The sequence below is a fragment of the Nitratidesulfovibrio vulgaris str. Hildenborough genome (assembly GCF_000195755.1).
Taxonomy (GTDB): Bacteria; Desulfobacterota; Desulfovibrionia; order Desulfovibrionales; family Desulfovibrionaceae; genus Nitratidesulfovibrio; species Nitratidesulfovibrio vulgaris.
In genome coordinates this window covers 61,232-74,403 of sequence record NC_005863.1, presented here as the reverse complement: position 1 = coordinate 74,403, position 13,172 = coordinate 61,232, and the positions used below count along the sequence as shown (strand labels likewise).

At 70.0% G+C, this 13,172-nt stretch carries 10 protein-coding genes; all 10 read right to left on the bottom strand.

All coding sequences use genetic code 11. The features are described from left to right. Window positions 1–89: 89 nt before the first annotated feature. Complete coding sequence (locus DVU_RS16170; RefSeq protein ID WP_011176637.1) at window positions 90–1,466, bottom strand: carboxylate--amine ligase; 1,377 nt, start codon at window positions 1,464–1,466, stop codon at window positions 90–92. 44 nt (window positions 1,467–1,510) lie between these two features. Further along, window positions 1,511–4,063, bottom strand: a complete 2,553-nt coding sequence (locus DVU_RS16165) for a sialidase family protein (protein WP_226987321.1) — start codon at window positions 4,061–4,063, stop codon at window positions 1,511–1,513. A gap of 223 nt (window positions 4,064–4,286) precedes the next feature. Continuing rightward, window positions 4,287–5,717 (bottom strand): sigma 54-interacting transcriptional regulator, encoded by a 1,431-nt coding sequence (locus DVU_RS16160; RefSeq protein ID WP_011176635.1) that lies wholly within the window; start codon window positions 5,715–5,717, stop codon window positions 4,287–4,289. A 154-nt stretch (window positions 5,718–5,871) separates the two neighbouring features. Next, a complete protein-coding gene (locus DVU_RS16155; protein ID WP_011176634.1) occupies window positions 5,872–6,492 on the bottom strand; it encodes an exosortase C-terminal domain/associated protein EpsI in 621 nt (206 codons plus the stop codon). Beyond that, window positions 6,482–7,435: an exosortase gene (gene xrt, locus DVU_RS16150; RefSeq protein ID WP_011176633.1), complete on the bottom strand. Its 954-nt coding sequence runs from the start codon at window positions 7,433–7,435 to the stop codon at window positions 6,482–6,484. The genes DVU_RS16155 and xrt overlap by 11 nt, the downstream gene beginning before the upstream one ends. Next, window positions 7,432–8,832 (bottom strand): glycosyltransferase family 4 protein, encoded by a 1,401-nt coding sequence (locus tag DVU_RS16145; protein WP_011176632.1) that lies wholly within the window; start codon window positions 8,830–8,832, stop codon window positions 7,432–7,434. Before DVU_RS16145 ends, xrt begins: the two co-directional genes overlap by 4 nt. Further along, window positions 8,829–9,437 carry an acyltransferase gene (locus DVU_RS16140; RefSeq protein WP_014524663.1) on the bottom strand — a complete coding sequence of 203 codons (609 nt, stop codon included), beginning with the start codon at window positions 9,435–9,437 and terminating at the stop codon, window positions 8,829–8,831. The genes DVU_RS16145 and DVU_RS16140 overlap by 4 nt, the downstream gene beginning before the upstream one ends. Before the next feature lie 229 nt (window positions 9,438–9,666). After that, window positions 9,667–10,572 carry an acyltransferase gene (locus tag DVU_RS16135; RefSeq protein ID WP_014524661.1) on the bottom strand — a complete coding sequence of 302 codons (906 nt, stop codon included), beginning with the start codon at window positions 10,570–10,572 and terminating at the stop codon, window positions 9,667–9,669. Beyond that, entirely contained in the window at window positions 10,517–11,905 is a 1,389-nt protein-coding gene (locus DVU_RS16130; protein ID WP_011176629.1) for a glycosyltransferase family 4 protein, read from the bottom strand. The genes DVU_RS16135 and DVU_RS16130 overlap by 56 nt, the downstream gene beginning before the upstream one ends. Continuing rightward, a complete protein-coding gene (locus tag DVU_RS16125; RefSeq protein WP_014524660.1) occupies window positions 11,902–13,152 on the bottom strand; it encodes a glycosyltransferase family 1 protein in 1,251 nt (416 codons plus the stop codon). The genes DVU_RS16130 and DVU_RS16125 overlap by 4 nt, the downstream gene beginning before the upstream one ends. Between the last annotated feature and the right edge of the window lie 20 nt (window positions 13,153–13,172).

Below are 13,172 nucleotides of genomic sequence, written 5' to 3'. Positions count from 1 at the left end.
GCCGTGACCTCGCCCGTCCGTCCGGGGGCCGGTCATGCCCCGCAGCCCGTCTCGCAGCCCGTCTCGCAGTCCGCCCCGTACACCGCCCGTCATTCCCAGACGCCGGAAAGCGCCTCGCTGGTGGTCGTCATGCCAAAGGCCTTGCGGACGGCGCGCACCGCCTGCCCCGCGCTCCATGCCAGCATGGGCAGCGGGTCGGCGAGGTCGAAGTCGTCGTAGGCCGCCACGCGCCTGCGCTGCCTCAACGCCCCGGAGATGTAGCCAAGCCTGTCGCGTGCGGCGATGAACTGCGCCCCCACGCGCATGATGTCGCCACCGAGCCAGCGGGTGACCACGCCGGGGGGGGCCTGCGGCACCGCCACATCGCGCTCGCCCATGGCAAGGCGGTAATAGTAGTGCGGAAAGTCCACCCCCCGCGCCACGCTGTGCGCCAGCGACCCCCAGAAGCGCGGGTTCACGTCGATGAGGTAGGCCGCGCCGTCCAGCCGGGGGAGGTGCGCCGACGCTCCGGACGACTGTCCAGTCTGGGCCTCCTGCCTCGCCTGCCCTCCCTCGACGGTCTGGTCGGCCCGTGCAGAGTGTCCCGGCTGCGCCACATGGTCTGCCAGCCCGCGTCCCGCATCCTTCCCGCGCCCGTCCTCTCCGTGCGCCCCGCCCTCGGCCCCGCCTGTACCGTCGGGCACGACGATGAAGTCGGCCTCGCACACCCCCGTCCAGTGCAGGGCGTCAAGCAGCGCACGCAAGCCAGCCTCGGCCCCGGGGCACGCCACCGAGTCGCGCAACGTCCCCTGCCCGTAGGGGTGCGGGTAGGTCTCGAGCACGCGGTAGGTGTCGCTGGCCACCAGCCGCCCCGCGTCGTAGAGCATGGCCACGCACACCATGTGGCCCGCAAGCTTCTGCTGTGCCAGCCCGCCGTCCGCACCGCGCTGCCGCGCGATGTCGAGCAGCCGTGCGGGCGTGGCGGCCTCTTCCACGGCCCATCCGCCCCCGCCCTGCCGGGGTTTGACCAGCTGCGGGTAGGCGAGGCCGTCTGCGATGCCGGGTGAGGCCAGCAGCGCAGCAAGGGACACCGTCTGCGGCATGGGCACACCGCAGTCCGCCGCCAGCCCGCGCAGCGACGCCTTGTCGTGCAGGCGCACCATGTCGTGGTACCCCGCGAGGCACAGCCCCACATGCGGCGCGAAACGGGCGTGATGGCGGGCCACCATGTACGTCTCCTCCAGCACGGGGACGAGCACGTCGATGCGTTCGCGGTCGATGATGCGCAGAAGGTCGTCCACGAACGCGGCCTCGTCCTCGAAGGGCGAGGTGTAGCGCGCCGTGCCCGCCGCATGGCGCGATGCGAACGACATGGCGTGCGGCCTTGCGTCGGCCACCACCACCTCCACCCCGCGCCGTGCGAGACTCTTGCAGATGTTGTAGGCGACGCGCGTCCGTGCCGAGGTGACGAGTGCCCTACCCATCATGCGCCTCCTGCGGCTGTGTCGTATGGCTGTCCGTGCGCTGCATGCTAGTTCTCCGGCAACACGGGGCCGGACCAGACGCCCCCGCCGAAGGTGGTGACGATCATCCGCGTGCGGTCGGCGGGGTCGAAGGTGACGCCCGTGACGGCGGCGAAGGGAAAGGCCGCATACGCCTGCCAGCTTTCGCCCCTGTCGCGGCTGTACAGCAGCCCGTGCAGCGTGGTGCCCGCGTAGACCAGCTTCGGGTCGTCGGGATGCACCGCTACGGCCATGGTGTGGTCGAAGCTGTCGCCCCCGACGGCCTTCTGGATGCCCTTGTCGCTGAGCACCTGCTTCCAGCCGCGCCCGCCGTCGGTCGTCCTGTAGATGCCGCCCTCGAGCCAGTGCCCCGGCGCCGTGGCTGCGGAGACGTAGATGGTGCGCGGGTCTGCGGGGTCGAAGGCGAGGTTCGTGGCCCACCACGCCAGCGGGCTGCCCGCCGTGAGGTCCTGCCATGTGGCGCCGCCGTCGGCCGACTTCCACAGCCCGCCGGGGACGGTGAAGTTGGTGCCCTTGCCGCTGATGCCGGTGATGAGGCAGTAGAGTTCGCGGGTGACGGGGTGGATGCGCACGCGGTACACGTGCAGGTTGCCCGGTGACCCGAGGCCGAGGCTCACGTCGCGCCATGTCCTGCCGCCGTCCTCCGACCTGTAGACCCCGGCCCTGTCATCGTCGCGCTCGCCGAAGAACCCGGCGTAGAGCACCCGCGCCTCGGCGGGCGACGTCTCGTCGAGGGCGATGGTGGTGCATGTCATGCTCGGCAGCGCGTCCGGTGCGCCCTTGGCGTCGTAGGGCACGCGCCACGAGGCCCCGTGATCGTCGCTCACCACCACCCCGCCCTTGGCGTGGACGCCGTAGCCCATGTTGGTGGGCGAAAGCGACGTGCCGTGCGGGATGTCGTGCCTCATGCTGGCGGCGGCATACAGACGCCCCGGCACGGCGGGGTCGACCACCACGTCGTAGAAGGTGTTCGTCCACGGCGACCCCTTGGCGGACCACTGCCACGAACGCCCCCTGTCCAAGGAACGCGCGAAGCCGATGTCGGTGTAGGCGATGTAGGTGCGCTGCGGGTCGTGGGGGTCGAACAGGTAGCCCCATGCGCTGGTCACCTCGAGGCCGATGGTGGCAAGGCGGGGCGACGCGCCTGCACCGCCCGCACCCGTGTCGGGCGGAAGCACGGCAGACATGGCCTGCCGCCACGAGTCGCCGCCGTCGCGGCTGACGTAGAGGTCGCCCTGTGTCGCCAGCAGCAGGAAGCCGTCACCCGTCGGGTGCACCGCCAGCGGGTTGGCGGTGAGGTAGTAGCCCCAGCCGAGGCTGGTCTGCACCCATGACCGTTCCACGTTGGTGCCGAAGGTGACCTTGTCCCACGGCATGGCCATGCGGAACGTCTTCTCCCACGTGACGCCGCCGTCCGTGGAACGCAGAAGCTGCTTGTGCGCCACCCCGCCGGTCTGGGCGGCGTAGGCCACGCGGGTCTGTCCGGGGGCCATGGTCAGGTGGCGTTCGTTCTCGAAACCGGGCTTCACCGTGGCCCAGTCGCGCCCGCCATCCACCGAACGGATGAGGCCCCTGCCCTCCACCGAGGCCAGCAGTACGGTCCGGCTGCCATCGGTGGCCCCTGTGAACGAGGCGACACGCCCGCCCACCGAAGCGGCGGCCGCCGTCACGCCCCACGTCACCCCACGGTCGCGGCTGGTCATGAACGTGCCGTCGCCCGTGAAGGTGTACAGCATACCGTCAAGCGACACGATTTCGCTGCCGCCGCCGTCCAGCACGCGCTGCCAGCCGTCGGGCCTTCCCCCGACGAGGGTGGTGCGCCACACGCCATCCTTGGTGCCCGCGAACAGCACGTCGGGGCCGTCCGCCCCGGAGGGGGGCGCCCCGTAGGGCCGGGAGGCTGTCGCACCGCCCGTTCCAGCGCCGGATATGCCTGCCAGCCGCGTCACCGGCGACTTCCCCCACGGGCCGGGGGGCTGCGTCGTCCAGCTTGCGCCACGGTCATGGCTCATGGTGACCCTGCTGCGCTCGGTGACCCACGCGATATGCCGCGGAAAGTGCACCATGGGCGGCGAAAGCTGCGTGTACCGCAGCCCGTTGCCGAAAGGGATGAGACGCCAGCGCGCGCCGTCGTCTTCGGAACGGAACACCCCGCCCATGTCCGTCGCCACGAACACCAGCCCCTGTTCGTAGGGCGACATGGAGGGCACGTACATGCCGCCGCCCCCGCCGGGGCCCAGGGGGGTGAAGAGGTCTCCCCGGCCTGACCCTGACGCGCCCTGCCCCGAAGCGGGCCCTCCCGGCGCAGTGCCCTGCGTGCCCGCGGCGAGGGCGTCGCCCGCCATGCCGGGGAGTGGCCCTGCGACCATGCCGGACAGAAGGCCCGCAAGAAGGAAGGCGAAGACGGCGCACACCGGCACCGCCCGACGGCATCGGGCAACGCCACGGGTGATGCCGCAGAAGAGGCGGCGCCCCATGCCAAGGGAGACGCCGCGGGAGACTTCAGGAGAGACATCGGGGGAGCCCCCCGTGGAGGCACCGGGCGAGACACGACGGGCCATGCCCGCGGTGATATCCGCGGTGATATCCGGGGCCATAACCGGGGCCATAACCGCGGCCGGACGTGAAGCCGGACGTGGAGTCGGGCGCAAGGGGCAGCCGGAGTGCGCGACCTGCCTGCGGTCTTCATGCGATGGACGGTGCGGGGCATACATCATGGGATGTCCTTCGCCGCATCGTGGCAACGGGGCGACGCCCCGGCCCGTGGCGGCCTCGCGTTACGGGTCACGCCTCGATGCCGTGCTTGCGCAACAGGTCGTAGAAGGTGGGGCGACTCACGCCGATGGCCAGTGACGCCTGCACGATGTTGCCGCCGCACTTGTCCAGCGCGGAAAGCACCATGTCGCGTTCGAGCGCGTTGCGCGCCTCGCGCAGCGAACCTTCGGGTCGTGGGGCGGCCGCCTTGGCGGGGGTCTCGTCGAAGCCGAGGTCGTCGGGCATGATGCGCCGCCCGCTGGCGAAGATGACGGCGCGCCGCACCTTGTTCTCGAGTTCGCGCACGTTGCCGGGCCATGCGTATCGCAGCATGGCCTGTTCCGCCGCGGGCGAGAAGCCCACGATGTTACCGGTGCCCTCACCCGCGCTGCTTTCGAGGAAATGGCGCGCCAGCAGCAGGATGTCGTCGCCACGCGCACGAAGCGGCGGCAGGGCCACGGGCACGACGCCGATGCGGTAGTAGAGGTCTTCACGGAACCGCCCGCTGGCTATCTCGGTCTGGATGTCGCGGTTGGTTGCCGCGACGATGCGCGCATCCACCGCGATGTCCTTGCGTCCGCCCACCCGCTGGATGACCTTCTCCTGCAGGAAGCGCAGCAGCTTCACCTGAAGGTTGGCGGGCAACTCGCCTATCTCGTCGAGGAACAGCGTGCCGCCGTCGGCGTATTCCACCTTGCCCTGCACCCGTTGCGTGGCCCCGGTGAACGCACCCTTCTCGTAGCCGAAGAACTCGGCCTCGAGCAGGTTGTCGGGGATGGCCCCGCAGTTGATGGCGACGAAGGTGCGGGTGCAGCGCGGCCCGAGGGCGTGGATGGCCCTAGCCACCAGTTCCTTGCCTGTGCCCGATTCGCCGGTGACCAGCACCGGGGCGCCGGTGACCGCGACCTTGGCGACGGTCTCGAACACCGCCCGCATGGACGGACACCGCCCCACGATGCCCTGCCAGCCGTCGTCGGGCTTGCCCCCCCCGGCACCCGCGCCTGAAACGGCGTCCGGGGCGGAGGCACCACCCGATGCCGACGCCATACCCGATGCGGACGCCATGGCGCCGCCCCCCTGCAGGCCATGCAGGAAGAAGGCGCGGCTGATGATCACCTTGAGCATCTCGAGGTCGGCGGGCTTCTGGCAGAAGTCGTACGCCCCGCCTTCGATGGCGCGAAGGGCGTTCTCCATGTCGTGATGCCCGGTGACCACGATGACCTTGGTGCGCGGGTCGTGGTCGAGAAGCGCCGCAAGCCCCCTGAAGCCCTCCGACGCGCCCTCCGCGTCCGGCGGCAGGCCGAGGTCGAGCGTCACCACCGCCGGGGCGTGCTCACGTTGCAGGGCAAGCGCCTCGTCCACCGACCCCGCCAGATGCAGGTCGTAGGGTTCTTTCGCAAGCCCCCATCGCAGTTGCCTGCGTACATCCTCGTTGTCTTCGACAATCAACAGCCCCGGCATGGCTTCTCCTTGCGTCCTGCGTCCTGTCGTTGCGTCCCGCAGTTCCCGTCGCGCGTTCCCTGTCCCGTCGGGCACATCGTGCCTTTCACATGGCGTCTTCCGCGTCGCGCCCGCATGTCGTGTCCTCGCATCGCCGTCCGCCGCGCGCCCCGCCCTAGCGGGGCAGGTAGTCCAGCAGCAGCGGGTACAGCCGGGTCACGAAGTCCGCCACCGCCTCGTCCGCGCCTGCGGCCTGCGCCAGCGGCACATCGAGCCTGATGAACGCGGCGTCGCGCCGTGCATGCAGGAAGGCGTTCCGCAATTCTGCCAGCTTCAGTTCGAGGTCGCCCGCCATGGTCGCGCCCCTGACCTGATACCAGTAGTAGTACACGCTGCCCTCGTCGCCCTTGGCGAAGGTGGCCCGCACGAGGCGCACCGGGCCCTGCGGGGTCTGAAGGTCGCGTCGGGTCTCGTCCAGCATCGCCCACCCCGAACTCGGCAGGCAGTTGCGCGGCGAATGGATGGGCCCTGCGCCCTCGCCGCCCCCGTGGAAACCCACGTACAGGCCGATGCGGTGCTCGCCGTCGGTGTAGAGGCGGTAGAGGTAGTCGGTGGGGCGCAGCACCGACAGCGTCCTGCCGTCGAAGAAGACCTGCCCTGCACTGCGCCATGGCCCCACGGACGCCGGGAAGTCGTCCAGCGCGCGCTGCGTCAGCACGGCGGACTCCACGCGGCCCTGCCCGAAATAGGCCCCCACGGCGAGGAACGCGACGATGATGAGAACCCTAGCCCACATGTGCGCCTCCTCCCGTGCCGCCCGTACCTGTTCCGGGCCCAGCGTCCGGCCCCGCGTCCGGCCCAGCGTCCGGCCCAGCGTCCGGTCTGGCGTCCGGTCTGGCGGAGGCCCTGCCCACGCGGGCGAGCACGAAGCCGAGCGCCGCCGTCAGCGCCATGGCCACCGCGAACACCACGAGCCCTTCGAAATCATGGAAGAAACCTCTGGCGGCGTCCTTGCCGATGTACCACGACAGCACCCCGGTGACGAAGACCCGCAACGTGTTGGTGGCCACGGCGATGGGTACGGTGGCGAGCACCAGCGTCCAGCGTCGCCACCCGGCGGGCAGGAAGAGAAAGGCGAAGGCCGTGCCCAGTGCCGCAAGGCTCATGATGGAACGCAGCCCGCTGCACGCATCCACCACCTCCAGCGTGATGTTGGGAAAGATGATGACATTGCCCTCACGCAGCACGGGCAGCCCCAGAAGCTTGATGCCCCCCGTGGCAGCGAAGGAGACGAGCCCCTTCAGCGGCAGGGCGAGGGCGTCGTAGACGGTGTACGGCAGCGGTATCATGAACAGCAGGTACGCCAGCGGGAACAGCAGGATGCGAAAGGCATCGCGCCCGTAGAGGAAGAGCACCGTGCCCATCATCAGCACCACCAGCGAGGCGCGCGAGGTGAAGAGTTCGATGAGCACAGACCCGAGCACCAGCAGACAGAGACCGGCAGCCAGCAGGCCAAGCCCCCACGCCGAGGGCCGCACCTCGGCCTCGCGCAACTCGGGCCAGCGCATCCACGCGAACCACAGCGCGAGACACGGCACGAGAAAGCCGTGCGAATAGTTGGGGTCGAAGTTCCAGTCGCCCACCATGCGCATGACGATGGCATGGTACGTCACCGCGAACATGGCGATGACGGGCAGAAGGTGCAGCGGCTGCTGCCTGAAGGTGGCGGCTAGGGTCACGGGCGATTCCTCCGGTCTGGGGATGGGGCCGTCGGGCCGGATGTACGGGGTGTGGATTCTGACGTACGGGATGTGGATTCGGATGTACGGGGGGCGGGTTCGGATATGCGGGATGCGGAAACGGACGCGGACGCGGGCGAGACGGTGGCGTAGCCCGTGCGGGGCAGCGCGAAGGAAGACGCATCGGCGACGCCATACAGGTCGAGATAGCCACGCACCATGACATCATGCCCGCACCGCGCGCGCACCATGGCAAGGGCGCGGTCGCGCATGGCCATGCGTTCTGCGGGGTGGTCGAGCATCCAGCGCAGGGCGTCGGCAAGGGCCTGCGGGTCGCCGGGGGGCACGATGCGGGCCGTCTCGCCGTCGCGCACCAGTTCACCGATGCCGCCCACGTCGGTGGTCACCACCGGAACACCGCAGGCCATGGCTTCGAGCACGGCCACGGGCATCCCCTCATGCCGCGACGAGAGCACGAACACCGTCATGGCCCGCAACAGGGCGGGCACGTCCTGCCGCGTTCCGGCGAAGTGCACGGTGCCGCCAAGGGCGAGGGCGTCGCGCAGGGCCTCGGCCTGCGGGCGGGTCTCGCCGTCGCCCACCAGCAGCAGACGGGCCGCGGGATGGGTGGACTGCACGTCGTGGAAGGCGCGCAGCAGGCCGGGGTGGTCCTTGGCCTCGCAGAAGCGGGCCACGTTGCCGATGACGACCCTGTCGCCACTGTCGCCACTGGCGGCCCCGTCCGGACGGCGCGCAGGGGCCGCGGGGCCAGTGCTGGCGGCATCTCCGGCCCCGTCGCCATGGTCGCCATGGTCGGCAGAGGCCGGGGCGGCGGCATGGGCCCACCCGTCCGGCAGGGGGGCCACCGGGCCGTGGGGCGAGAAGCGTTCCACGTCCACGCCGTTGCGGATGAGCCGCACCCGGTGCGGGGCGATGCCCATCCGGTCGGTCATGTAACGGCGCAGGCGTTCGGTGACGCACGACATGCCGCCAAGGAAGGGGGCCATCCACCGCACAAGGCGCGCCATGCGCGGTTGCGTCTCGAAGGTGTGCGAAGAGTGCTCGGTGTACACCAGCCGCGTGCCGGTGAGCCACGCCGCAGGCGCGGCCCATTGCAGCAGGTAGGCCGCCTGCACGTGCAGCACGTCCACCCGCTGCCTTCGCAGCAACGCCGCCAGCCGCATGATGCCCGGCAGTCTGCTGCGTCCGATGACGTCCAGCCCGAACCACGGTATGCGCCGCTGCTCGAGTTCAGCCACCAGCGGCCCCGTGTGCCCGAAAAGCCCGCACACCGACCCGCGAATCATGCTTCCCGCCTTGTCGAGGGTGGTGAGGGCCAGACGTTCGGCCCCTCCGGGGGCCAGCCTGAAGATGAGCTGCATGACGTGCGGTCTCATGGCGTGCCTCCCTCGTCACGGGGTTCGCCACGCTTGCGGATGACGCGGGCGGGCACCCCGGCGGCGACGCTGTACGGCGGCAGGGGCGACACGACCACGCCACCGGCGGCCACCACGCAGCCCTCGCCCACATCGGCCATGACCACCGCGCCGTTGCCAATCCAGCAGTCGCGCCCGATGCGCGTCGTCTCGCGCTCGCCGCCCTGCAACCGGATGGGCGTCTCCACATCGTCGAAGTGATGGACGTTGCGTCCGCTGGTGACCAGCACATGCGACCCGATGAGGCAGTCGTCGCCGATGTCGGCAAGCCCGATGTTGCAGTGCGACCCGATGTAGACGTTGCGTCCGAGTACCGCCTCCGGGGTGACGAAGGTGGTCATGAACTCGATGGCGCACGACTGCGGGCAACTGCGCAGGGCCAGCCTGTAGAAGGCCGCCCGCAGCCACACGCCATAGATGCCGGGAACCAGCGCGAGAAGTTGCGACAGGCCCATGAACGACCGTTCGCGCCCGAGGACGAGCGACTCGACCCTGTGCAGCAGATAGAACGGCACAGCCGCCAGAAGGGCCACACCCCGCGCCATGTCACGAACGAACGACCTCATTGCACGTCTCCTCCTCCCGGGTCGGCTGCGCCGGCGGGCCTTCGCGCCCTGTCCCTCGCGCCTTTCGCCATGCCTACTGTCATGTCCGCCGCCATGGCTGTCATCATGCCTGTCGCCATGTCTGTCACCATGGCTGTCGGCCCCCTGCCATCGGGCGGCACACCACCCGGCGATGCCGCCGGGTACAGTACCGGGCCCCGGTATCTCGCCGTGCGGACACGACGCCCCCCTATCCATCACACTGCCCCTCGCCCGTCCCGTTACCCCTCGCGCTACCGGGCACACCCGGTCGCGGGGCGTCCACCACCACCGAAGCCTGCGCCGCACGCCACGCCTCCACCCTCTCGGGCCCGAAGACCTCCGCGAGGTCGTCGTTGATGGGCAGCTTGCCCACGATGCGGCAGGGGTTGCCCTCGATGAGGCAGAAGGGCGGGATGTCGCCCATGATGTGCGTGCCCACCTTCGCCACCACGCCATCCCCCACCGTGGTGCCGGGGTAGACGTAGCTGCCCTCGCCAAGGAAGCACAGGTCGCCGATGGTGACGGGCTTCACCCCCTTCACCGAAGGGTGTCCGCCCCCGCGCATCATGCGCGCCCGCGCGTCGGTGATGGGGTGCCCGGAGTTGTCGAAGATCATGTGGCAGCCAACCAGACTGTGACGCCCTATGCGAACGCTCTTCGCCACCATGAAACGCACGCGAGGCGCGATGTAGGTTCCCTCTCCGATATGCAGTTCAGGGTTCTCGCACACTGTAAGGCCGACGAAGGACACGTTGTCGAAGATGCTCACGTCATCGTCGAGGTGTATGGCGAGCTTGCCGAGGATGCGCGTGGTGCCGTTTCCGGCGTACCACATGCGAAAACCCTTACCCACATGGGCGCATTGCGACTTGAACATCGGCTCGTAATAGACGACGCGCCAGAAGTTGTGCCACGTCGAGGTGCGTGTGGCCCATTCGTTGTAGAGAAAGGCGTGCAAGCCCGGCACCACGGGCACGGAGATGCCGAACAGCGCCTTCGCCACGTCGTAGAGGAAGGCGTGGAACGGCGTCTCGCGCTTGCGTATGGCGACCTTGAATTCAGCCCAGCTTCGCATGGCGTTGTCCTTCTCCGGCAAGCGGTTGCAGCAGTTCATGATAGAGTCCCAGAATCCTCTCGGCCCGCTGGTGCGGCGCAAAATGCCCGAGCACACGCTCACGCCCGCGCGCCCCGAGTACCTTCCTGCGTTCCACGTCGGCGCACAGGGCGACCAGCGCGGCGGCAAGCTGCGCCTCATCGCCCGGCGGCACGAGAAGGCCCGTCTCGCCGTCGCGCACCACCTCCGGCACGCCCCCCACATGGCTTGCCACCACGGGCAGGCCGTGCAGCATGGCCTCGAGGGCGGCGTTGGGCATCCCCTCGCTGAGGGAGGGCAGCACGGCCACGTCCAGCGCACGGTAGACACGGGCGACGCGCGACACATGGCCCGCAAAGGTCACGGCATGGGCAAGGCCCAGCATGTCCGCTTCGCGGCGCAGCATGTCGGCACCGGGGCCGTCGCCAGCCAGCAGCCCCACAAGGCGTGGTTCGGTCTGCCGCGCACGGGCCAGCGCCCGCAGGAAATGGATGTGCCCCTTCTCGGGGCTGAGTCTCCCCACGACACCGGCGACGAGAGCGTCGGCGGCGATGCCGAAGGCGGCGCGCAGGTCGCCCTTGCCTGCGTCTGAACCCGTGTCATGGTTAGCATCCGGGCTCGCATCGGGGCTCGCATCGGGGCTCGCATCGGGGCTCGCATCGGGGCTCGCATACAGGCCGGTGGCTGGCACGTCTCCGTCGCGCAGGGCCTCGGCGGGGTCGCCCGCTTCGGGCTGCGAGGCCCCCCCCGGTACCTGTGGTACCTGTGCGAAGGCGTCCGGATGCGCCCCGGAGTGCGGCCCGGTGGCTGGCACGTCTCCGTCGCGCAGGGCCTCGGCGGGGTCGATGGCGTTGGGGATGACCACCATGCGCCGACGCGCCGCAGGCCACACGCTGCGGCCCAGCGCGTCCGACACGGCGACGACCCGCGTCGCCAGCGGCAACAGCGCCTGCTCAAGCACCCTGTAGGCGCGGACCCTGACGTTCTCGGCCGTCCAGCCATGCACGAAGGCCACCCACGGCAGACCCGTCATGGCGTGCAGGCAGGCGCATACCGCGTGACTCTTGTAGCCGTGCGACTGCAACACCTCGCAGCCTTCATCCCGCACCACGCGCAGGGCCTGCGGGATGAGCGAGACATCGAACGCGCCGCGCTGCCGCAGGATGCGCAGGTCGGCCCCCGTGTCGCGCACGGCCCGCGTGAACTCCGTCTCTCCGGGTTCGCCCGCCTCGTAGGCCACCACCACGGGCGAGCAACCCGCCAGCCCCCCGTGCCGCAAGAACTGCACGAGACCCTTGCCCGGGCCGCCAAGCCTGTCGGTGGCCAGCAACATGCACACGCGCGGGCGTCTCATGCGCGACCTCCCGCCGTGCCATCCCGGCCCCCCGCCCCACCCTGCGGCGTACCCTCCGCGTTGCGGGCCGCAAGCCCCTCTTCGATCCACGCCGACAGCAGGGCCGCCTTGTCGCGCCATGTCTCGCCCTCCAGCGCCGCACGGCGCGGGGCGGCATCGGACGGGGCGGCGAGTTCGCGGTCGATGGCGTCCACGAAGCCCGCACCGTCCGTGGCCACATGCAGGCACGCGGCATAGCGCAGCGCCTCGGGCATGGGGGTGGTGACCACGGGCCTGCCCGTCGCCATGTACTCCTTGAGCTTCAGCGGATTGGCGGTGCAGGTGTGCTCGTTCACCACATAGGGGATGACGGCCACGTCGAAGCGGTAGGCGTAGCGCGGCAGGTCCGCATAGGGCACGGGCGGCAGCCACCGGAAGTTGGCATGGCGTTCGAGGCGCGTCAGCGGGATGCGCCGCGTGCCGATGAGCACCACGTTCCACTGCGGACGGGCGGTGAGGATGTGTTCCACGATGTCCACGTCGAGATGACTGTCGATGAGGCCGAAGAACCCCACCACCGGGCCACGGAGGTCGGAGAGTGCTTCCGGCAGTGGCTGCGGTGCGGCGGCCCTTGCGAAGTGTCCCACGTCCACCCCGTGGGTCAGCAGGCGCGTGGGGGTGCGCCCGTTGCCCTTGGCACGGACGAGGGCGTCCGACACGGCGACCACGAGGTCGGCGGAACGCATGAGGTCGGCTTCGAGGTCGCGCACCATGTCGGGCAGGTTCATGCCCGGCCACACGGTGAACTCGTCCACGCAGTAGTAGACCACCAGCGATTCGCCGCAGTGCCCCACGTAGTCTGCCGCGTTGGGCACGGTCGCCAGCAGCACGGGGTCGCGAAAGCCCATCTCGCGGGCGTTGCGCGTCACCGCGTCCACCACGCTGCGCCGGTTGAAGGCCCGCACGGGGGGCAGGGGCGCGAAGGGGACCATGACCGGAGAGATGACGCGCAGCCCTTCCGGTACGGCATCGCCCAACCCGTCGGGCGATGCCGCGGCACCGTCCTGACGGACGGGGAAGACCCACGAGCGCAGCTTCTCCGCCGCGCGGCGCATGTCGTACAGCGAAAGGCGCGGCAGCCTCATGCCGATGGTGTTCACCCACAGCACCCGGTTGCCGGGCATGAAGTGCTGCATGATGTGCTGGCAACTGAAGGGGTGCCGCCCCCAGTCGTCGGAGAACACGATGAAGTCGCGGCCTTCGAGCATGGTCACGTCTCCTTTGCGGC

What these genes read in the sequence shown, in the direction of transcription:
- DVU_RS16145 (WP_011176632.1), bottom strand. Translation starts at nt 8,832, where the DNA reads ATGAGACCGCACGTCATGCAGCTCATCTTCAGGCTGGCCCCCGGAGGG.
- DVU_RS16160 (WP_011176635.1), bottom strand. Translation starts at nt 5,717, where the DNA reads ATGCCGGGGCTGTTGATTGTCGAAGACAACGAGGATGTACGCAGGCAA.
- DVU_RS16125 (WP_014524660.1), bottom strand. Translation starts at nt 13,152, where the DNA reads ATGCTCGAAGGCCGCGACTTCATCGTGTTCTCCGACGACTGGGGGCGG.
- DVU_RS16130 (WP_011176629.1), bottom strand. Translation starts at nt 11,905, where the DNA reads ATGAGACGCCCGCGCGTGTGCATGTTGCTGGCCACCGACAGGCTTGGC.
- DVU_RS16140 (WP_014524663.1), bottom strand. Translation starts at nt 9,437, where the DNA reads ATGAGGTCGTTCGTTCGTGACATGGCGCGGGGTGTGGCCCTTCTGGCG.
- DVU_RS16165 (WP_226987321.1), bottom strand. Translation starts at nt 4,063, where the DNA reads ATGGCCCGTCGTGTCTCGCCCGGTGCCTCCACGGGGGGCTCCCCCGAT.
- DVU_RS16135 (WP_014524661.1), bottom strand. Translation starts at nt 10,572, where the DNA reads ATGAACTGCTGCAACCGCTTGCCGGAGAAGGACAACGCCATGCGAAGC.
- DVU_RS16155 (WP_011176634.1), bottom strand. Translation starts at nt 6,492, where the DNA reads ATGTGGGCTAGGGTTCTCATCATCGTCGCGTTCCTCGCCGTGGGGGCC.
- DVU_RS16170 (WP_011176637.1), bottom strand. Translation starts at nt 1,466, where the DNA reads ATGATGGGTAGGGCACTCGTCACCTCGGCACGGACGCGCGTCGCCTAC.